Source organism: Streptomyces sp. NPDC127595, from assembly GCF_042671685.1.
In the GTDB taxonomy this organism is placed as follows: Bacteria; Actinomycetota; Actinomycetes; order Streptomycetales; family Streptomycetaceae; genus Streptomyces.
Genome location: NZ_JBHXWK010000007.1, coordinates 274,692 through 293,408 on the forward strand (window position 1 = coordinate 274,692; position 18,717 = coordinate 293,408).

The 18,717-nt window shown below is 70.6% G+C and carries 22 protein-coding genes and 1 tRNA gene; 12 read left to right on the plus strand and 11 right to left on the minus strand.

Translation table 11 applies throughout. The features are described 5' to 3' along the window. Positions 1 to 21: 21 nt before the first annotated feature. Complete coding sequence (locus ACFVKT_RS23845) at positions 22 to 585, minus strand: superoxide dismutase family protein (RefSeq protein ID WP_385734633.1); 564 nt, start codon at positions 583 to 585, stop codon at positions 22 to 24. 256 nt (positions 586 to 841) lie between these two features. On the opposite strand from ACFVKT_RS23845, the gene ACFVKT_RS23850 reads away from it, so the two are divergent. After that, positions 842 to 1,468: a DedA family protein gene (locus tag ACFVKT_RS23850; RefSeq protein ID WP_385734635.1), complete on the plus strand. Its 627-nt coding sequence runs from the start codon at positions 842 to 844 to the stop codon at positions 1,466 to 1,468. Here ACFVKT_RS23850 and ACFVKT_RS23855 read toward each other — a convergent pair. Next, complete coding sequence (locus tag ACFVKT_RS23855) at positions 1,465 to 1,692, minus strand: DUF2277 domain-containing protein (protein WP_385734637.1); 228 nt, start codon at positions 1,690 to 1,692, stop codon at positions 1,465 to 1,467. The two genes, ACFVKT_RS23850 and ACFVKT_RS23855, sit on opposite strands and share 4 nt — an antisense overlap. A 132-nt stretch (positions 1,693 to 1,824) precedes the next feature. On the opposite strand from ACFVKT_RS23855, the gene ACFVKT_RS23860 reads away from it, so the two are divergent. Then, positions 1,825 to 2,739, plus strand: coding sequence for a ketopantoate reductase family protein (locus tag ACFVKT_RS23860; RefSeq protein ID WP_385734639.1), 915 nt, complete (start codon positions 1,825 to 1,827; stop codon positions 2,737 to 2,739). 13 nt (positions 2,740 to 2,752) lie between these two features. Here the strand turns inward: ACFVKT_RS23860 and ACFVKT_RS23865 are convergent, their stop codons facing one another. Genes ACFVKT_RS23865 through ACFVKT_RS23875 form a run of 3 tightly spaced genes read right to left on the minus strand, consistent with a single transcriptional unit; the run spans position 2,753 to position 5,248 of the window. After that, positions 2,753 to 3,340, minus strand: coding sequence for a hydrolase (locus tag ACFVKT_RS23865; protein ID WP_385734641.1), 588 nt, complete (start codon positions 3,338 to 3,340; stop codon positions 2,753 to 2,755). Between the two features lie 2 nt (positions 3,341 to 3,342). After that, positions 3,343 to 4,746 (minus strand): MFS transporter, encoded by a 1,404-nt coding sequence (locus tag ACFVKT_RS23870; RefSeq protein ID WP_385734643.1) that lies wholly within the window; start codon positions 4,744 to 4,746, stop codon positions 3,343 to 3,345. Between the two features lie 28 nt (positions 4,747 to 4,774). Further along, positions 4,775 to 5,248 carry a MarR family winged helix-turn-helix transcriptional regulator gene (locus tag ACFVKT_RS23875; RefSeq protein ID WP_385734645.1) on the minus strand — a complete coding sequence of 158 codons (474 nt, stop codon included), beginning with the start codon at positions 5,246 to 5,248 and terminating at the stop codon, positions 4,775 to 4,777. A 138-nt stretch (positions 5,249 to 5,386) separates the two neighbouring features. On the opposite strand from ACFVKT_RS23875, the gene ACFVKT_RS23880 reads away from it, so the two are divergent. The 3 genes from ACFVKT_RS23880 to ACFVKT_RS23890 all read left to right on the plus strand — a co-directional run bounded on the left by ACFVKT_RS23880 (position 5,387) and on the right by ACFVKT_RS23890 (position 9,700). Further along, positions 5,387 to 5,992: a GPP34 family phosphoprotein gene (locus ACFVKT_RS23880; protein WP_385734647.1), complete on the plus strand. Its 606-nt coding sequence runs from the start codon at positions 5,387 to 5,389 to the stop codon at positions 5,990 to 5,992. Between the two features lie 178 nt (positions 5,993 to 6,170). Then, positions 6,171 to 7,124: a Dyp-type peroxidase gene (locus ACFVKT_RS23885; protein WP_385734649.1), complete on the plus strand. Its 954-nt coding sequence runs from the start codon at positions 6,171 to 6,173 to the stop codon at positions 7,122 to 7,124. A 275-nt stretch (positions 7,125 to 7,399) separates the two neighbouring features. Next, complete coding sequence (locus ACFVKT_RS23890) at positions 7,400 to 9,700, plus strand: FdhF/YdeP family oxidoreductase (protein ID WP_385735030.1); 2,301 nt, start codon at positions 7,400 to 7,402, stop codon at positions 9,698 to 9,700. Between the two features lie 68 nt (positions 9,701 to 9,768). Here the strand turns inward: ACFVKT_RS23890 and ACFVKT_RS23895 are convergent, their stop codons facing one another. Further along, positions 9,769 to 10,275 carry a winged helix-turn-helix transcriptional regulator gene (locus ACFVKT_RS23895; RefSeq protein ID WP_385734651.1) on the minus strand — a complete coding sequence of 169 codons (507 nt, stop codon included), beginning with the start codon at positions 10,273 to 10,275 and terminating at the stop codon, positions 9,769 to 9,771. A 68-nt stretch (positions 10,276 to 10,343) separates the two neighbouring features. On the opposite strand from ACFVKT_RS23895, the gene ACFVKT_RS23900 reads away from it, so the two are divergent. Both ACFVKT_RS23900 and ACFVKT_RS23905 read left to right on the plus strand, forming a co-directional pair. Continuing rightward, positions 10,344 to 11,156 carry an SDR family oxidoreductase gene (locus ACFVKT_RS23900; RefSeq protein ID WP_385734653.1) on the plus strand — a complete coding sequence of 271 codons (813 nt, stop codon included), beginning with the start codon at positions 10,344 to 10,346 and terminating at the stop codon, positions 11,154 to 11,156. 48 nt (positions 11,157 to 11,204) lie between these two features. Further along, positions 11,205 to 11,564, plus strand: a complete 360-nt coding sequence (locus ACFVKT_RS23905; RefSeq protein WP_385734654.1) for a nuclear transport factor 2 family protein — start codon at positions 11,205 to 11,207, stop codon at positions 11,562 to 11,564. An 81-nt stretch (positions 11,565 to 11,645) separates the two neighbouring features. Here the strand turns inward: ACFVKT_RS23905 and ACFVKT_RS23910 are convergent, their stop codons facing one another. Beyond that, positions 11,646 to 12,317 (minus strand): hypothetical protein, encoded by a 672-nt coding sequence (locus ACFVKT_RS23910; protein ID WP_385734656.1) that lies wholly within the window; start codon positions 12,315 to 12,317, stop codon positions 11,646 to 11,648. 77 nt (positions 12,318 to 12,394) lie between these two features. After that, the gene (locus tag ACFVKT_RS23915; RefSeq protein ID WP_385734658.1) at positions 12,395 to 12,676 is read right to left on the minus strand and encodes a hypothetical protein; all 282 of its coding nucleotides are present in this window, start codon (positions 12,674 to 12,676) and stop codon (positions 12,395 to 12,397) included. A gap of 134 nt (positions 12,677 to 12,810) precedes the next feature. Between ACFVKT_RS23915 and ACFVKT_RS23920 the strand changes: the two genes are divergently transcribed. Next, positions 12,811 to 13,143 carry a hypothetical protein gene (locus tag ACFVKT_RS23920; protein ID WP_385734660.1) on the plus strand — a complete coding sequence of 111 codons (333 nt, stop codon included), beginning with the start codon at positions 12,811 to 12,813 and terminating at the stop codon, positions 13,141 to 13,143. A gap of 10 nt (positions 13,144 to 13,153) precedes the next feature. Here ACFVKT_RS23920 and ACFVKT_RS23925 read toward each other — a convergent pair whose 3' ends face one another. From ACFVKT_RS23925 to ACFVKT_RS23935, 3 genes are all read right to left on the minus strand, one after another. Then, positions 13,154 to 13,804, minus strand: a complete 651-nt coding sequence (locus tag ACFVKT_RS23925; RefSeq protein ID WP_385734662.1) for an AAA family ATPase — start codon at positions 13,802 to 13,804, stop codon at positions 13,154 to 13,156. 73 nt (positions 13,805 to 13,877) lie between these two features. Next, positions 13,878 to 14,483 (minus strand): HD domain-containing protein, encoded by a 606-nt coding sequence (locus ACFVKT_RS23930; protein ID WP_385734664.1) that lies wholly within the window; start codon positions 14,481 to 14,483, stop codon positions 13,878 to 13,880. Between the two features lie 89 nt (positions 14,484 to 14,572). Then, positions 14,573 to 14,647, minus strand: a tRNA-Val gene (locus ACFVKT_RS23935). Positions 14,648 to 14,886: 239 nt separating this feature from the next. On the opposite strand from ACFVKT_RS23935, the gene ACFVKT_RS23940 reads away from it, so the two are divergent. From ACFVKT_RS23940 to ACFVKT_RS23955, 4 genes are all read left to right on the plus strand, one after another. Further along, complete coding sequence (locus ACFVKT_RS23940) at positions 14,887 to 15,780, plus strand: DUF4097 family beta strand repeat-containing protein (RefSeq protein ID WP_385734666.1); 894 nt, start codon at positions 14,887 to 14,889, stop codon at positions 15,778 to 15,780. Between the two features lie 74 nt (positions 15,781 to 15,854). Beyond that, positions 15,855 to 17,294, plus strand: a complete 1,440-nt coding sequence (locus ACFVKT_RS23945) for a hypothetical protein (RefSeq protein WP_385734668.1) — start codon at positions 15,855 to 15,857, stop codon at positions 17,292 to 17,294. Positions 17,295 to 17,623: 329 nt separating this feature from the next. Next, entirely contained in the window at positions 17,624 to 18,208 is a 585-nt protein-coding gene (locus ACFVKT_RS23950) for a DUF4383 domain-containing protein (RefSeq protein ID WP_385734670.1), read from the plus strand. Positions 18,209 to 18,247: 39 nt separating this feature from the next. After that, positions 18,248 to 18,466, plus strand: coding sequence for a zinc ribbon domain-containing protein (locus ACFVKT_RS23955; protein WP_385734672.1), 219 nt, complete (start codon positions 18,248 to 18,250; stop codon positions 18,464 to 18,466). The last annotated feature ends 251 nt before the right edge of the window (positions 18,467 to 18,717 follow it).

An 18,717-nucleotide genomic window follows, 5' to 3' on the forward strand; every position in this document is an offset into this window, starting at 1 on the left:
GGCGGGCGCCGTCGTAACCGCTCAGCCCGTCCCGGCAACCCACCCGAACGGGACCGTGAAGCAGGCCACCCTGGAGCCGGCCATACCCGGCGCGGAGTGCAGGACCACGGAGGAAGCCTCGCCGCGCCTGAAGTTCCAGTCGTGCCGGGCGCTCGCCCCGCCGTCGCCGCGGCCGTCGGCGGTGAAGTCGAGCCAGACCTCGTTGTCGGCGTTGGCGTAGGCGGGGTCCGTCGGCGGCTGCACGGGGTCCTTGCGGTGCTGGTAGTGCCCGCCCGCGGCGGCGGGATCGGCGCCGCACGGCTTCTGGTGCACATGCACGCCGTACGCGTGCCCTGGCGTCAGGCCCTCCACCTTCAGCCGTACGGTCGTGGCGCCACTCGCCTCGGTGCGCTGGCTCACCTCGATCCGGGCGGCCGCGGGCACGAGGTTCGTGTCGTACGTCAGTGCCGCCGACGGGACGAGGGCGGTGGGCGGCGCGAACCGCGCGTCCGTCTTCATCCAGTAGCCGTCGGGCGCGGCCGTACCGCTGCCGCCCGTCGCCAGTACGGCCGACGCCAGAGCGCCGACGAATATCCCTGCCACCATCGCTGTCCAACTCCTCTTGGGCTTGTGCGCACCCCCGCCGAATCGATCCCCCTTCCGTTGGTACGGGAAGTCGGCGCGGTGCGCCGTGCGGAGACGGCAGCCGGGTGAACGTGGGGCGAGAGACCCACGAGCCCCCCGTGGAACTCCTGTCACATCCGCGGCGTACGCTGTATGGCTGTCACAGGCCGCCTTGCCGCTCCCCGCTACGCCGCGGCGTGGTTGTGCCTACGGGGGGAAGTACAGGGGAGTGTTTCGGGTGCTGGAGAGTGTGGGGCTGCTGACAGGCAGCCCATGGATCTACGTGGCGGTGGCCACCTCGGTCCTGCTCGACGTCTTCCTGCCGGTGCTGCCGAGCGGCGTGCTGGTCATCATGGCCGCGACCGCCGCTGCGGCGGGTTCCGCGACCGGCGATGTCCCGCAGGCGGTGCCCGACATCCTGTTCCTCACCCTGTCCGCGGCCACCGCCTCCGTCCTGGGCGACCTGGTGGCGTACCGCCTGGCCTGGCGCGGCGGCGAGCGCCTGGACCGGGCCATCGCCCGCTCCCGCCGCCTGACCAGTGCGCAGGAACGTCTCGGCGCGGCCCTCGCGCGAGGCGGCGGCCCGCTGGTCGTGATCGCCCGCTTCGCCCCGGCCGGCCGCTCGGTCGTCTCGCTCGGCGCGGGCGCCGCCCACCGCCGGGTCCGTGAGTTCCTGCCCTGGTCGATCCTCGCGGGCCTGTCCTGGGCCGTGTACAGCGTCGCCCTCGGCTATTTCGGCGGCCAGTGGCTGGGCACGACGTGGCTCGCCACGGGGGTCTCGCTCGTGGCGCTGTTCGGCGCGGGGGCGGGGGCGGCGTACCTGATGCGGCGGCCCGCACCCGAGGAGTCGGGGAGCAGCGCCTAAGCGCTGTGGGCTGCCGCCCCGCGTACTTCGAGGCCGTCCAGGAGTTCGGCCGTGGCCGCCGCGATCGCCTCGACCGCCTGGTCGAAGACCTCACGGTTGTGGGCGGCGGGGGCGCGGAAGCCGGACACCTTGCGGACGTACTGGAGAGCGGCGGCGCGGATCTCCTCCTCGGTGGCCTCTTCGGGGATCACGGGCGGACGGAGTGTCTTGATGCTGCGGCACATACGTCCAGTGTCGCGCGTACAACGGGGCTGTGTCCGGCGCCCGGGGTATCGGTACCTCCGTACCGGCTGCGATGATCCGTTCCGAGGCGGCCACCCTTCCCGGGGGCCGACCGGCGAGAGGATCGAACGACCATGGAGACAGCACAAGTCACGCCCATGACCGTCGCGGTACTGGGCCCCGGCGGCGTCGGCGGACTGCTCGCCGCGCTGCTGGCCCGCGCCGGGCACCGGGTGATCTGCCTGGCGGGCGACGAGACCGCGCGGACGCTGGGCGCGGACGGCATCCGCGTACGCAGCGGGCACTTCGGCGACTTCACGGCGCGGGTCGAGGCGGACACCGAACTGCGTGAGCCCGTCGACGCGTGCCTGGTCGCGGTCAAGGCCACGGCGCTCGACGCGGCCCTGGAGCGCGTCCCGGCGAAGGCGACGGGCGACGGCCTGCTCGTACCGTTCCTGAACGGTGTCGAACACCCTGCGATCCTGCGCGAGCGCTACGGCCCGGGCCGGGTGGCCCCCGCGGTGATCCGCGTGGAGTCGGCTCGCGTCGCCCCGGGGCTGATCGAACACGGCAGCCCCTTCGCGGACGTCGACCTGACCGGCGAGACGGTGAAGCGGGAGCGGCTGGACGCTCTCGCGGGGGCGCTGGCGGGGGCAGGGCTCGGCACCCGCGTCCAGCCCGGCGAGGCGGCGGCGCTGTGGGCGAAGATGTCCTTCCTCGCGCCGTTCGCTCTGCTGACCACCCGGTACGGGCTCCCCCTGGGCGACGTACGCACCCTCCACCGCGAGGAGTTGGCGGCGCTGGTCGCGGAGACGGCGGCCGTCAGCGCGGCGTGCGGTGCGCCGGCCGACCCGGCGGCCGCCCTGGCCCGCTACGACGACTTCCCGGCCGCCACGAAGTCCTCCATGCAGCGCGACGCGGAGGCGGGCCGCCCGCTCGAACTGGACGCGATCGGCGGGGCGTTGCTGCGGGCCGCCGAGCGGTACGGGGTGCCTGTGCCGGTGGCGAGCGGGCTGGTGCGGGAGTTGGCCGCGACGGCGGGCCACTGACCCCCGGGCCTCGTCAGGGGCGGGTCTTCGCCAGCAGCTCGACGATCTCGGCCGTCGTCCCCGTCTCGCCGAGGCGGGGGAAGATCCGCTCGACGCTGTTGCGGTGGGTGTCGGCGTCGAGGTCGGACATGGCGTCGGTGGCGAGGGTGACGTGGTAGCCGTGTTCGTGGGCGGCGCGGGCGCTGGACTCCACGCCGATGCTGGTGGCGATGCCGCCCAGCACGATCTGGGTGATCCCCCGGCGGCGCAACTGCACATCGAGGTCGGTGCCGTGGAAAGCACCCCAGTTCCGCTTGGTGACGGTGATGTCCTCGGGGTGCCCGGCCAGCTCGTCGGCTATGCGGTCCCAGCCCTCCGGCCAGGTACGGGACTGGCTGCCGCCGTCCGTGCGACCGGGCGCGGCGTCCGCCCCGTCGGCGGCGAATGTGACCCGTACGAGGATGACCGGGAGGCCGTGGCCGCGGAAGGCGTCGGCCAGTTGGACCGCGCGCTCCACCACCTCGGCGGCGGGGTACGGGGTCAGGGCCGGGTTTCCGACGATCCCGTTCTGGAGGTCGATGAGGACGAGCGCGGTACGGGGGTCGAGGGTGCTGAGGGCCATGGTCAGGCCTTTCCGGGAACGGGTGTGATGGTGCGGAGGGAACGGTCGAGCAGGGTCACCGCCAGGAGCAGCACTGCTCCGGCGAGCATGAAGAGGGCCAGGTCGTGCAGCCCGTGGGCGTCGGCGCCGTGGGCGAAGAACGTCGCGGTGGCGGCCGAGGCGCCCATCGCGCCGAGGTAGGTGAAGGTGCGCAGCAGTCCGGCGGCGGAGCCGATGCGGTCGGGGTCTGCCTGCCGGTAGAGGGCGTTCTGGTTGGCGAGGCCGAGGAGGCCCTGGGGTACGCCCATGAGGACGCCGACGGCGGCGAGCAGCCAGACGGGGCTGCCGGAGCCCACCACCAGCAGCAGCGAACAGGCGGCGATCTGTACGAGAGCGCCGACGACGAGCTTGGCGCGGACTGCCTCCCGCCGTCCGGTGGCGGCGGCGACGGCCAGCGCGCTCAACGACAGCGGCAGCAGGAGCAGTCCGGCCGCGGAGGCGTGCAGCCCGCCGCCCTCCTCCAGCCACTGCGGAAAGCCGTACAGGAATGCGTAGACGGCGGTGAAGCTCAGGAACTGGCGCAGGAAGGTGGTCAGCATGGGCAGGTTGCCGCCGAGCACCCGCAGATCGATGAAGGGCTCCGCGACGCGCAGTTCCCGCAGGACGAGCCCGGTCCCCGCGGCGGCCGTCACCCCGAGCAGATACAGCCCGGCGATCCCCGGCTTCATCAGGAACACCATCAGCGAGACGAGCATCGCGGCAAACAGGACCATGCCCACGAGGTCCACCGCCCGCTTCGTACGCGGTACTTGGAGCCGGTGCCTGGGCAGTCGCAGCGCCCCGAGCACCAGACAGGCCAGCGACAGCGGGACGTTGACGGTGAAGATGACGCGCCAGCCCCCCGCACCGATGAACAGTCCGCCCAGGGTGGGCCCGATGGCGACAACGGTCTGGTTGGCGACCGACAGCGCGGTCAGCACACCGGCCGGGCTGTCCTGCCCGGTGCGCTCGGCCTCGCTCCGGGTGAGGGACATCGACGCGGGGTACGCGGCCGACGTACCGAATCCGAGCAGCACCCGGGCGGCGATCAGCACGCCGAGGGACGGGGCGAGGGCGCCCAGCAGTCCGGCGGCACCCACCAGCGCCGTACCGATGAGGTAAAGGCGACGGGGTCCGTACGTGTCGACCAGCCGTCCGATGACGGGCTGGCCGACGGCGGTCGCGAGGTAGAGCGCGGAGACGAGCCACGCCGTCTCCGACGCCGGCGCCCCGAAGGCGGCCCCGATCGGCACCAACGCCACCGCGATCATCGAGGAGTTGACCGGGTTGAGGATGGACCCGAGGACCATCGGGGCGATCAGCCGCCGGTCGAAGCCGGCGGGTGCGGTACGGGGCGGCCGGCTGGAGCGGGCGAGTTTCGGTATCACGGGCGGGTGAGCCGCCGTTCCAGGAGGTTCACGGGCGGGTGAGCCGTTCCAGTACGGCCATCGCCTCGACGACGGTCTGCCGCTCGGCCTCCGTGCAGCGGTCCTGGAAGGCCCGGGCCAGCCATTCCTCGCGGGCCTGCCGGGTGCCCTCGACGCGCTCGCGACCGGCGGCGGTCAGCGTGACGAGCTGACGCCGGCCGTCCGAGGGGTCCGGGTTGCGTTCGACGAACCCCTGCTCGTCGAGCGCGGCGAGCGTGGCGGCCATCGACTGCGGGCGGACCCCCTCGGCCGTCGCCAGCGCACTGGCCGTGGCGGCCCCGCTCTTGCTGACCAGCGTGAGCGCGGACACCTGCGAAGGCGTGAGGTCCTCCGCCTCGGAGACCTCCCTGATCCGCCGCCGCAGCCGGCTGAACGCCACGCGCAGATCACGGGCGGCACGGGCGGCGGACCCGGAGATGCCCTCGCCGCCGTCGATCTCGTCCTCGATCTCGTCCTCGTCCATGCGCCCAAGCTAATTCCTTCAGTCCAGACTGTCCAGTCTGGACTGAACAGCCTTGCCTGAGGAACTCCCCCGCAGATCCGGATGCACGCCGACCCCTCGGCGACGTATCGTCACCGATGTCTCAGACATGGAGCCAAAATGACCACACCGCGGGACCTGTTGATCATCACCATGGATGTCTCGTCCAGCCGTCCCGTCGAGCAGGGCGACCTGTCCCTGGCCCTCGCGGGAGCCGAACTGGTCGACCTCCTGGGCGCCCAGGCCCTCACCCTGGACGACGACCGCATCGTGCCCGGCCCGCAGGGGACCCTGGACGATCACCTGCTGGAAGAGGCCGCGTCCTCGCTCGTCCGGGAGCAGCCGTACGAGTCGGTCGAGGACCGGCTGTGGCGCCGGGGTCGTGATCTGTCCGCGGCCTATCTGACCGACCTGGGAGCCGGGGCCCACCTCAATCCGCGACGCCACCGCTGGCTTCCCGGCCGGACCGACCGACCCGAACTGCCGGACTCACCGGCCCGTCGCCACGCGACCGACCGCCTCGCCTCCGGCGAACCCGTCCTCGCCGCCCTCGCAGCCGCCGTCGGCGTCCAGGACGAGCGCCCCGAAGAGGCCACACGCATCACCGACGACGCGATCGCCACCGTACTGGCCGCCGTGAACGACGCCATCACAGAACTGGAATCCGTACGTCAACGCAAACGCGTCGAGGACGCGGCCTTCGACAACATCTGGCGGGGCATGTAGAGCGGCGGGACTGCTCGACGGCACTCGTACGCCCGGCGAGAACCCCGGGGAGGAGTGGTGACGGACACCGTCGGGGCTCGCTCCCGCGCGGATTTCTGCCGGACCGATCAGGATGGCCAGTGGGACCGGCGGTAGGGCCCAGGGCAGATACTTCCGCACCTCATGAGGAGGCCGGCTCGTGGTTGAGTCGCAGGCCGTGATCGTGCCACCGGCCAGGGCCACCGTGTTTCTGGTGGCCACCCTTACGCCGGGCCAGGAGGACACGGTCCGCGATCTGCTGGAAGACCTCTCGGGACTCCGGCGTTCGGTCGCCTACCGCGCACCCGACGACGAGCTCACCTGTGTCGTCGGCATCGGATCGACTGCGTGGGACCGGCTGTTCAGCGGGCCGCGTCCACGGGAACTGCATCCGTTCGTGGAGTTGGCCGGTGAGCGACACCGGGCCCCGTCCACGCCGGGCGACCTGCTGTTCCATGTGCGGGGCCGCCGTATGGACCTCTGCTTCGAGCTGGCCCGGCTGATCGCGGAACGGCTCAGCGGCGCGGTCACGGTCATCGACGAAGTGCATGCCTTCCAGTACTTCGACGAGCGCGACCTGCTCGGCTTCGTCGACGGCAGCGAGAACCCCGAAGGACAGCTGGCGGCCGAAGCCGTGTTCATCGGCGACGAGGACCACGCCTTCAAGGGCGGCAGCTACGTGATCATCCAGAAGTACCTGCACGACATGACGGCGTGGAACGCCCTGCCGTCGAACGAGCAGGAGAACGTCATCGGGCGGACGAAGCCCGACAACATCGAACTCCCCGACGAGGTCAAGCCCGTCGACTCGCACGTGGCGCTCAACGTCATCACCGACGAGGAAGGCAACGAACTCAAGATCGTGCGGGAGAACATGCCCTTCGGCACTGTCGGCGACGGCGAGTTCGGCACGTACTTCATCGGATACGCACGTACCCCGCGGGTGACCGAACGGATGCTGAGGAACATGTTCCTCGGTGACCGGCCGGGCGTGCACGACCGCATCCTCGACTTCTCGACCGCGCTCACCGGATGCCTCTTCCACGTGCCGACGGAGACCTTTCTCGACGACCTTCCCGACCTTCCCGCGGCTCCCGGCGAAGGCGTCGTCTGATCGCGTCACCTGATCGCGTCACCTGTTCCCTTCGTCTGATCCCGTCGTCTGATCGCGTCACGTGATCCCGTCGTCTGATCGCGTCGCCTGTTCCCGTCGCCTGTTCCCGACGCCTGATCGCGTGGCGTGGCAGCGTCCGAGCCCCCGGCATAGCCTGAGGAGAAGTGCCGGGGACCGGTCCACGCCCGGCCGGTGAGAGGGTGAGAGTTTTGACTGCCTCCCATGACGACCAGGCGGGGCCGGAGCCCCAGGACGCGCCGGAGCCGCACGACGCGGTGAAGCCCCAGGACACGCGGGAGCCCCGAGTGGGGCCCGAAGCCGAGGGCGATCCGTCTTTCCACCCCTACCACCACCCCGCCGCGGGCTGGGGTGCGGCCAGGAGCGTGAGCAAGGTCCTGGTGCACGAGCGTGCTCTCGTGGACGGGCCGCGGGCGATCATGCGCATGAACCACGAGAACCGTGGCTTCGACTGTCCCGGCTGTGCCTGGCCCGACGACACCAAGGGCCTGCACCTGGACATCTGCGAGAACGGCATCAAGCACGTCACCTGGGAGATGACCCACAAGCGGGTCGGCCGGGAGTTCTTCGCCGCCCATTCCGTCACCGAGTTGTCCGGCTGGAGCGACTTCGCACTGGAGGACGCGGGCCGGCTGACCGAGCCGATGGTCTACGACCCCGAGTCGGACCACTACGTCCCGATCGGCTGGGCCGACGCGTTCGAGCTGATCGGCGGCGCCCTGCGCGCACTCGACAGCCCGAACCAGGCGTCGTTCTACACCTCAGGCCGCCTCGGCAACGAGGCCACGTTCCTCTACCAGTTGATGGCCCGCGAACTGGGCACGAACAACCTGCCCGACTGTTCGAACATGTGCCACGAGGCGAGCGGCCGCGCGCTGCGGGCGTCGCTGGGGACCGGCAAGGGGACCGTCGACCTCAAGGACTGGGAGGCCACCGACGCCCTGTTCATCATGGGTGTCAACGCGGCCTCCAACGCGCCCAGGATGCTGACGGCGCTGGCCGAGGCGTACCGCCGTGGCGCCCAGATCGTGCACATCAACCCCCTGGTCGAGGCGGCCGCCACCCGGACCATCGTGCCGCACGACTTCACGGACATGGCGCTGAACAAGTCGACGCGGACCAGCACCCTGAACCTGCAGCCGCGGATCGGCGGCGACATGGCGCTCATGCGCGGTATCGCCAAGGCGATCCTGGAGCAGGCCAGGACCGACCCCAAGTCGCTGGACCAGGAGTTCATCGACCGACACACCACGGGCTTCGACGAGTACCGGGCCCGGTGCGAGGAGACCTCCTGGGAGGAGATCGAGCGCCAGTCCGGGGTCGGGCGGGACGGCATCCTCAAGACGGCGCGCGTCTACCGCGACGCCGACCGGAGCATCTTCAGCTGGTGTCTGGGGATCAGCCAGCACGAACACGGCGTCGACACCGTCCGGGAGATCGTCAACGTCCTTCTGCTACGCGGCAATCTGGGCCGCGAGGGCGCGGGACCGTCCCCCGTACGCGGGCACAGCAACGTCCAGGGCAACCGGACCTGCGGCATCGACCACCGGCCCACCGAGGAGTTCCTGGCGCGACTCGCCGACGTCTGCGACATCGACCCGCCGGCCGCGCACGGTCTGGACACCGTCGGCACCATCCACGCGATGCACGACGGGGACGTCAAGGTGTTCGTCGGCATGGGCGGCAACTTCGCGCTCGCGGCGCCCGACACCCCGTACACCTACGAGGCACTGCGCAAGTGCGAGCTCACCGTCCAGGTGAGCACCAAGCTCAACCGCAGCCATCTCGTCCACGGCGCCCGGGCGCTCATCCTGCCGTGCCTGGGCCGTACCGAGAAGGACCAGCAGCGCCGAGGCGTCCAGAGCACCTCGGTCGAGGACTCGATGAGCATGGTCCACCTGTCCGTCGGCATGCGGCGTCCGGCCTCGCGGCAACTGCTGTCCGAGCCTGCCATCATCGCGGGGATCGCCCGCGCCGCCCTGCCGGACGGCTCCACGCCGTGGGAGTGGTACGTCGAGGACTACGACCGCATCCGCGACACCATGGCCCAAGTCCTGGACGGTTTCGAGGACTTCAACCGCCGGGTACGCCTGCCGCTCGGCTTCCGGATCAAGCAGCCCGCCCGCGAACTGGTCTTCCTCACGCCGTCGGGCCGCGCCGAGTTCTCCGCCGCACCGCTGCCCGACGTGGTCCCCGCCCCCGGCACCCTCGCGCTGGCCACCCTGCGCTCCCACGACCAGTGGAACACCACCATCTACTCCGACAACGACCGCTACCGCGGCATCAAGAACCTCCGCACGCTCGTCTTCATGAACACGGACGACATGCGCGAGCGCGGCATCTCCGAGTTCGACCCGGTCGACATCACCAGCACCGCCAAGGACGGCACCCACCGCCACCTCGACGGCTACCTCGCCATCCCGTACGACATCCCGCACGGCTGCGCAGCCGGCTACATGCCGGAAATGAACGTCCTCTGCGCAATCGGCGACTACAGCACCCAGAGCGACCAGCCCCTCATGAAGCACGTCAAGGTGACGATCACCCGCGCGGGCTGAGCGGCGGAGCGGGCCGCGAAGCTGTGCCCGTCATCGCTTCGGCGCGAACGTGGGGCTTCGTACCCTCCTTACGCATCCTCCGCCGAGTCCTTGTAGCGGTCGCGCATGGCCCTGCTGGCGGCCGGTCCCGCCGTGAAGACGAAGGTGTCGCTGTCGTCGAGCCGACGTCCGGTCCGGGCATCGACGACGACGGGCTCGACCTCTTCACCGCTGTCCGCATCCACGAGGATCATGCTGCGCTCCCCCGGCGCGAGGCGGGAGTTGCCCCACGCGGCCAGGGCGACGATCACCGGGCGCAGTGAGCGCCCCGTTGGGGTGAGTACGTACTCGTGGCGTACGGGGTTGGTCTGGTAAGGCCGGCGCTCGAGCAGTCCGTCCGCGACCAGGGTCTTCAGCCGGGCGGTGAGCATGCTGGAGGAGATGCCCAAGTTCTCCTGGAACTGGTCGAAGCGGCTGTAGCCGTCGAAGGCATCGTGCAGCAGGAGCAGTGTCCACCACTCGCCGACGTGTTCCACCGTCGTGGACAGCGGGCACTCCCGGTCCTCCAGCCTGATCCGGCTCGCCACGGCGACCATCCCCTCAGTTACTGCTAAAGTCGAAGTTAGTAGCTCTCATTTTAGCAGCAACGTGGGCGGTGCCAGGCATGCCCGCGCCCGGGACGGAGCACATCGTGACCACATCCCTCAGCGAATCCCTCGAAGGGCGCCGTGCCCTCGTCACCGGCGGCACCCAGGGCAGCGGAGCCGCGATCGCCCGACGCCTCGCCGAGGCCGGAGCGACTGTGCTCGTCACCGCCCGCAGCAGCCCCGGTGGCATCGAGGAGAAGACGTTCATCGCGGCCGACCTGTCCGCAGCCCAGGGCGCGGCCCATGTGGTCTCCGAGGTGGAGGCCCGCCTCGGAGGGGTCGACATCCTGGTCAACACCCTCGGCGGCTCCGAGGCACCCGCCGGAGGATTCGCGGCGCTCGGCGAGGACGACTGGGCGCGGGAACTGAACACCAACCTGCTGGCCGCCGTCCGCCTCGACCGGGGCCTGCTCCCCGGCATGATCGAGGCCGGCAAGGGCGCCATCGTGCACGTCACCTCGATCCAGCGGCGCATGCCGCTGTGGAACGCGACCCTGGCGTACGCCGCCGCCAAGGCCGCCCTGACCACCTACAGCAAGGGCCTGGCCAACGAGGTCGCCCGGCACGGTGTCCGCGTCAACACCGTCTCCCCGGGCTTCGTACAGACCGCCGCCGCCGACCGCCTGGTCGCCAGGATCGCCCAGGACGCCGACATCACCGAGGAAGCGGCGCTGGGCCGGCTCATGGACTCCCTGGGCGGCATCCCACTCGGCCGCCCCAACCGGCCCGAGGAAGTGGCCGAACTCGTCGCCTTCCTCGTCTCCGACCGCGCCTCAGCCATCGTCGGCGCCGAACACGTCATCGACGGCGGCACCACCCCGACGGTCTGAACCCGTCAAACCATCCCGCTATAACACCGCCACCACATTGAGGACCCCATGCCCCGCAACGAACCCCAGGCCATCAACCCCGACGCCCTGCCCGAGGTCGTCACCCGCTACCTCACAGCCCACCGCGCTCGCGACACCGCCACCGCCATCACCGCGTTCACCGACAACGCCACCGTGACCGACGACGGCGAGACCCACGAGGGCGCCGCCTCCATCGAGCACTGGCTGAGCCGAACAGCGACCGAATTCACCTTCACCACCCAACTCATCGGCGCCCACCGGACCGACGCGTCCCACTACACAGCCACCCAGCACCTCGAAGGCGACTTCCCCGGCGGCACGGTCGACCTCCACTACCGATTCACACTCCGAGACAACCTCGTCGAACGCCTTGTCATCGAACCGTGAGCCCACACGTGCGCTTCTGCTGACGCTCGCTTCCAGATCAGCGCGGGTGGGTCCGAGGAGCCGAGCCGACGAGCCATGAGGTCACCGTCGGCGCAGGGTGGAAGGATCCGGATATCCCCATGCGTTTTCGCTTGCCGAGCCACGGTCAGCGGCCAGTTCAACCGATGATGAAGCTGGCAGACGTTGTGTCTCCACTTCGCCGCGTGGAAGGAAGAGACCGAATCGCGCCTCTATGAGCGACAAGGTATGGCGGTCCCGGTCGCGGTAGGGCTCGTCTTCTGATCGTGCGTACTCACCATCCGGGTGCAGCACGCCGGCGGCGACCAGCTCCGGCAGCAACAGGTTCGGTTGATCCCCCCAACGCCATACTTCTTCGCCGATTCCGAACCCGCAGACGTCCTTCCCGTCCCTCGCGTAGGAGAACATCGCCGGCGGATGGTCCGGGGAAGGATCCAGATGGATCGCCTCCACACCGCTTCGGGAGATCTCAGCCAGCCGGCGGCCCCCGTCACCCAGCCCGTACTCAACGGCGAATGCCCAACCACCGCACGCACCGACCCGCACAACGTCATCGTCATCCGTCGCCAGGTCCAGGACCATGTGCCATGCCTCTGTGTCAGTGATCGGTTGCACGACCGATCCCGGCACGCCCCCCATCCGCACGCCCAGCTCCTCCGGCGCGACGCCGCGCGCGAACACCACGCCATGCCGCCAGTCGCCCTGGTCCACCAGCCACTGAATACCGTCAGCCATGACGCCCTCCCCACAGGCACAAGTGGCCCCTCCATCCGCGCCCACCCTAGCCACGGGAACCGACAAGCCCAGGACTGTCAGTCGAGCCAATGCCTCCAGCGGGCACGGGGCGGATAGCAGCGGCCCGAGTCAACGGCCTGTTGGTAAGCAAGGTCGGCGCGTTCCTTGTCCGACAGCACTCGGCCGTTCGCGTCGGGGAGATCGTGCCCGTGGCCGTCGGTGAGTCTGGAGAACGCGACGATGCAATCGGGGCGCACGGTCTGTGCCGCATACCAACCCAGCGTCGCGGTGCCCAGGGCAACGGCTGCGCAGACGATGACGAGTAACCGCCGCGGGCTGCCGGCTCTGTGCGGGATCACCGGCGCATCGTACTGAGTCGAGGTTCGACGGCACGCACGCAGAGTTCCGTGGCACAGGACACCGGTCCCACCCGTTCGCGTGAAGTCCCCGAAGGAACTCGCATCCCAAAATCGAACAGGCGTACCATTGCCGCGTGGCTGCGACCTATGACTTTCCGAGTGACCTCCTGGCCGGTCAGGAGGAGCTGCATCAGGTCCGGGCCGAGCTACTGGCCCTGCTGAAGCGACTCCCCTGGTCGGTCGAACCGCTGGACGGCTTCAGCGACGCCAACGGCTGGCGCAAGGTGGAACGCCCCGCCTCCCCCGGCTGGACCGCCGACGAACAGGCCGAGGTCGAAAAGCTCCGTCAGCGGGAGCGCGAGCTCGCCGTGTTCGTGACCTGCCACCGCTTCTGGTCGGAGGTCACCCCCGGGGATACGGTCGACGCGCGCGCGAGCCTCAAGCACGCCCACGAGGACCCGGCGTGAACGCGCCGGCTCAGCCCGCCTTCGGCGAGGTCCGAGGAGCCTGAGGCGTGCGAAGGAGGGTCCGCCGGAGCGTCTCGAAGGCGGTGGGCCGCCGACGGTCCGCCAGGAAGTCCCGTACGCGAAGAGCGCACTCCCGCGGGCTGAGAAGGCTGCTGTCGACGTCGAGATCGTGCAGTTCATGGGAGTGCACCTCGCCGTACTGCATGGCGGCCAGCCCCGCCTGCCGGTCCCCGCGTTCGCTCTCCCGGCGCTCCAGCTCGGGCAGCGGGCATCTGACCCCGACCAGCACCGTGTCCTCGGGCACGAGCAGGCCGAGAAGGTCGAGAAGCCGCCAACGCCGGCTCAGCGGATGATCGACGACGAGGTTGTTGCCACCGGCCGCCATACCCGCGACCGCACGGTGGAATCCCTTGGCCGTGCGGTCGATCTCCGCCTGAAGATCCTCGTCGGGTATCTCTCCACCGCCGCGCATCGAATGGAAGGCGTGCACCGGCATGTGGAACCAGGTCCCGTCGAGTACGTCAAGGAGCTCCCGGGCGATGCTGCTCTTCCCCGAACTGGACGTGCCGTTGAGGAGAATCACGGTGCCCCCGGCCACGGTCTCGGGGATACGTGCGTAGTCCGGTCCCGCGGTACCTGGAGCCGCCGCCTCGGTCGCCATAATGTCTGTCGCCCCTCTCTCCCCCCCCGTACAGCCATGATCTCGAACCGGGCGGCCCGGAGAACACCGGTTTTCAACGGTGCCGGCCGACCGGATAGGCCGCCTGAAAGGCCAGCCGCCGATCCGCGCCCTCACCAACGGCCACGAGGAAATCATCGAGAGCCAGGAACTCCTCCCAGGTCGTCCTGCCACTCGCCTCACTCAGCCGCCCGACCACGAGGTCTGCCAACTCAGCGACCCGCTTGTTCTTCCAGACCTTGTCGGCCACGCTCACCAGCAGATCGCCGATCCCGATGTCCGGTCCGCCCCACGCCGCATGAGTCCCCGCGAACCGGGCCAGCCCCGCACTGAAGCCGTTGGCCAACAGCAGTTCGCGTCCGGCCTCCTCGTGCGCGGAGCCGAGCCCGGACAGCTCACCGACGTGCACCGTCTTCCCTATGTCATGCGTGGCCGCCCCGAAGAGCACGGCCTCACGGTCGAACCGCAGCGCCGGCTGCCGCTCCTCCACCCAGTCGACGAGTTGGTGCGCAACATCGTGAACGGCTCGCAGGTGGGCCGCGAGGCGCGGAGGGGCGTCGAGACTCTCCAGGAGTTCCGCCACTCGGTCCGGCAGCGGGCGCAAGGGCGGTTCGCCACTGTCGTGGAGGGCCCGCAGCAGGAGAGGGTCGGGAGTCGTCACCGCGACAGGATAGTGAGGCGGGACATGACTAAGGCCCAAATCTCCGGGGTCATACCCCGCTGACCTGGGCCTCGTTCATGTCCCGAACCTGGTGGGCGCGGACGGTTTCGAACCGCCGACATCCGCCTTGTAAGGGCGGCGCTCTACCACTGAGCTACGCGCCCAGGACGAGTCGACAGCCTACATTGCCAGGGGGGATGCCCCGCAAACCCGTATCCGGGGGCCAGGTTCGGGAGCGGCCGGGGACCAGCCCGCGATCGGTTCGGGGGTTTTCCCCACCCCTTATCCGGGAGCGGTCCGGATCCCCCCGCGGCCCGCGGATCCGTAGGTTCGAAGAGCGTCGGAAGAGCAGGTGCCCGAGAGGCCCGGCGCACGTCGCCGTACTTCGCAGGGGGAGATCTTCATGGCTCGCACAGCACGTACTCGCACAGCACGGACCCGGACCCGCTCGAACCTGACCAGCTCGAGCCGGATCCGCTCGACGCGTACCCGCGCCGTCGCCGTCACCGGCGCCGTGGCCGTCGTCGCTCTGCTCGCCGTCGGATGCGGTGCCAGTGCCGGGGACGACACGGAACCCGAGCACCGGTCCTTCGCCCTGAGCGGCCGTACGCTCACCGTCGACTCCGACGACTCCGCGCTCGACCTCGTCGTGGCGGACTCGGACGAGGCCGACAAGGTCGAGGTGACCCGCTGGTTCGAGGGCAGCGTCGTCATCGGCGGGGACCCGAAGGTGACCTGGAAGATGGACGGCGACCGGCTGGTGCTGCGGATGAAGTGCTCGGGTGTGGTCGCCGACTGCTCGGCCAGGCACCGGATCGTGGTGCCGCGCGGCGTCGCCGTCACCGTGAAGGACGGGGACGGAAGCGTGAACGCGCAGGGGTTCAAGGAGCCGCTGAGCATTCGTACGGGGGACGGTTCGGCCCGGGTGACGGGCTCCTCCGGGCCGCTCAGCATCCGTACGGCGGACGGATCCGTACGGGTGAAGGACTCCTCCGGGACTCTGGAGCTGCGTACCGGCGACGGATCCATCCACGCGAGCGGCGTCGACTCACGGCGCGTCCAGGCGCGTACGCAGGACGGCTCCGTACGGCTCGAACTCGACGCCGTACCGGACCTCGTGGAATCCCGCACCGGGGACGGCTCCGTCACGATCGCGCTGCCTCAGGAGACGTACCGGGTGACGACCGAGACCGGTGACGGCTCGGTGGATGTGTCGGTGCCCCGGAGCGACGCCAGTTCGCATGTGGTGTCCGCCCACACCGGCGATGGGAAGATCACGGTGCGAACCGCGAACTAACCAGCCCGTGTGTTCGTCCTTAACGGGTGGGAGAATGACACCGGGCAGGGCGGATGACCACACGGGAGAGGGATGTGACGGCGACACCTTCACAGCCGTACACGGCGTCTGTGCCATGCGCGCAGGCAGAAGGTGGTCCCCGCCCGCCGGGCTCCGGGGCACGCCGCACATCCGGCGTTCCGTACGCGGTTTCCTACGCCGTTCGTGACGCGCTGACCCTTATGGCCCTGCCGCTGCTCGTCGCGCTCGCGCTGCCCGCGGCCTTCGCCGGCGGCGGCACCCGGCGCTGGTTCGGCGGGCGCGCCGAGGGTCAGCGGGCCGAGGCGCAGGCCGCGAAGGACGCCGCCGCGGCCGCCTTCTACGAACTGGACACCGCCCAGCGCGATCTGCGGATCTCGATAGAGACCATCACGGCCGTCGACGCCTCCCCGGCGGCCCGCCGCGCCGTCTCCGACTTCGAGGCGCTGGGGCGGCGCATCGACGAGGCCAGCCAGCAGTACATCACCGCCGTCGACGCCCACGACCTCGACCGGGACGAGCTGGAGGCCTCGGTCGCCACACGGGCCCGCACCGAGCTCAGCGCCGCCAAGGACGAGCTGGGCCGGGTCAAGACGGAGCTGGACCGGTTCGAGCAGGGGCTCGGGCCGCTGCTCGGCAAGGCCGAGACGCAGCTCGCCCGGCTCGCCCCGTCCGTGGAGCGCGCCCGCCAGGCCCTGCTGGCCGCCTCGAACGCGCTGGACGGCGTACGGGGGTCGGGACTCAAGGCCGACGACCTCGCCGCCCGGCTGGCCGCCCTCGGGCCCGAGCTGACCAAGCTCAACCAGGGCGCCGGGCAGCACGGCGTGCCGGAGACGCTGGAGCGCGCCGAGCGGGTCTCGAAGGAGGCCGAGGCGGTACGGGCGGAGGCGGAGCGGCTTCCCGAGCGGGCCGCCGAGATCGACCACCGGCTGGTCTCGCTGCGGACCCGCGCGCAGGCGCTGACCACGCGATCCGGGCAGGTGGAGCCGGTACTGAGCGAGCTGCGGCGCCGGTTCTCGGCGGCCTGCTGGCAGGACCTTCAGCACGTACCCGAGCAGGCCGCGGAGAGCGTACGGCAGGCCGAGCTGAAGCTGAAGGAGGCGCGGACCGCGCGTGACGAGCAGCGCTGGCCGGACGCGACCTCCCTGCTGTCCACCGTCCGCGCGCTGCTCAACAACACGGACGAGGCGGTCTCGGCGGCGGGCGACCGGCTGCGGCGGCTGAACGCCGTGGCGAAGGATCCGCAGCAGGAGATCGACCGCACCCGCTTCGCCATCCGTGACGCCCAGCGCCTGGCCATGGCGGGCCGCAACACCCCCGACCCGCGCCAGGCCCGCCCCCTCGACGAGGCGGTGGCCCGCCTGGAGCGTGCCATCACCTCGCTGGAGGGCCGCCACCCCGACTACTGGCACTTCCTGACCGAGACCGAGGCGGTACGGCAGACGGTGGCGCGGGTGGTCTCACAGATCCGCGAGGAGCGGGGCGGCGGGGCCTGAACAAGCCGGGTACGGCTCCGAGGCTCGGGGACGGAAGGGCCTGAACACCGGGTACGGCTCCGAGGCTCGGGGGACGGAGAGGTCCGAACAACCGGGTACAGCTCCGACGCTCGGGGGACGGAAGGGCCCGAACAACCGGGTACGGCTCCCACGCTCGCGCCGGGCGGACGGAGGGGCCCGGACAACCGGGTACGGCTCCCACGCTCGCGCCGGGCGTACGGAGGGGCCTGACCACTCCGTACGCCCCGGGGGTGGCGGTCCACGTGTCCCGGGCGGATCCTGAAGGTGCGTACGGCCTCCGCTAAATGCGTGAGCGTGAGGAGGCGGACATGGCCACACACGCAATTCGCCCGGGAACCAGACGGCGGCGGATCAGCTTCGACGAGCATCTGCCCGTCGATCACCGCCTCAGCACCTTCTACCGGATCGGCGCGGGCCTGATGGGCCTGGTACTGCTCGCGTTCGGCATCCTGGGGCTCATCGACAAGGTCGGCTTCTTCGACACCCGTGGGGACCAGGTCGCGGGGCTGAGCACCAACGGCGCGCTCAGCGTGCTGTCGATCTGCGTCGGGCTGCTGCTGTTCGCGGGGATGGTGATCGGCGGGAACTTCGCCTCCACCCTGAACATGGTCCTCGGCGTCCTCTTCATCCTGAGCGGCTTCGTGAACCTGGCGCTGCTCGACACCGGCGCCAACTTCCTCGCCTTCCGCATCCAGAACGTGCTGTTCAGCTTTGTGGTGGGCGTCATGCTGATGTTCTTCGGGATGTACGGAAGGGTCGGTTCGGCCCTGCCCCACGACAACCCGTACTGGAAGGCCCGCCATCCCGAGCGGCAGGAACACGAGCAGCGGCTGCGGGCCAAGGCGCACGCACTCGCCCTCCAGCGGGCGAGCGGGCGTGAGCTGCGCAGGTGAATCTCGTCGCGGCGCGGGGCACCCGCTAGCCTGTGCCGCATGCCTCGCTATGAGTACCGCTGCCGGACCTGCGGCGACACGTTCGAAAAGAGCCGCCCGATGGCGGAGTCCGCCGCCCCCGCGGCCTGCCCCGCCGGCCACGACGACACGGTGAAGCTGCTGTCAACGGTCGCGGTGGGCGGTTCGGCCTCGGCGCCCGCACCCGCCCCGGGTGGCGGGGGCGGTGGCGGCTGCTGCGGTGGGGGCTGCTGCGGCTGACCGACGAGTGTTTCGCCCCCGCCGCCCCTACCCGTCCCATCTCTGGGGCTCCGCCCCAGACCCCATGGGGTTGCCTTTCGACCGCGGGCCGGTGGGGGCCTGTCGCGCAGTTCCCCGCGCCCCCAATCGCCCCCGCCGCCCACACCCATCCCATCCCTGGGGCTCCGCCCCAGACCCCATGGGGTTGCCTTTCGACCGCGGGCCGGTGGGGGCCTGTCGCGCAGTTCCCCGCGCCCCCAATCGCCCCCGCC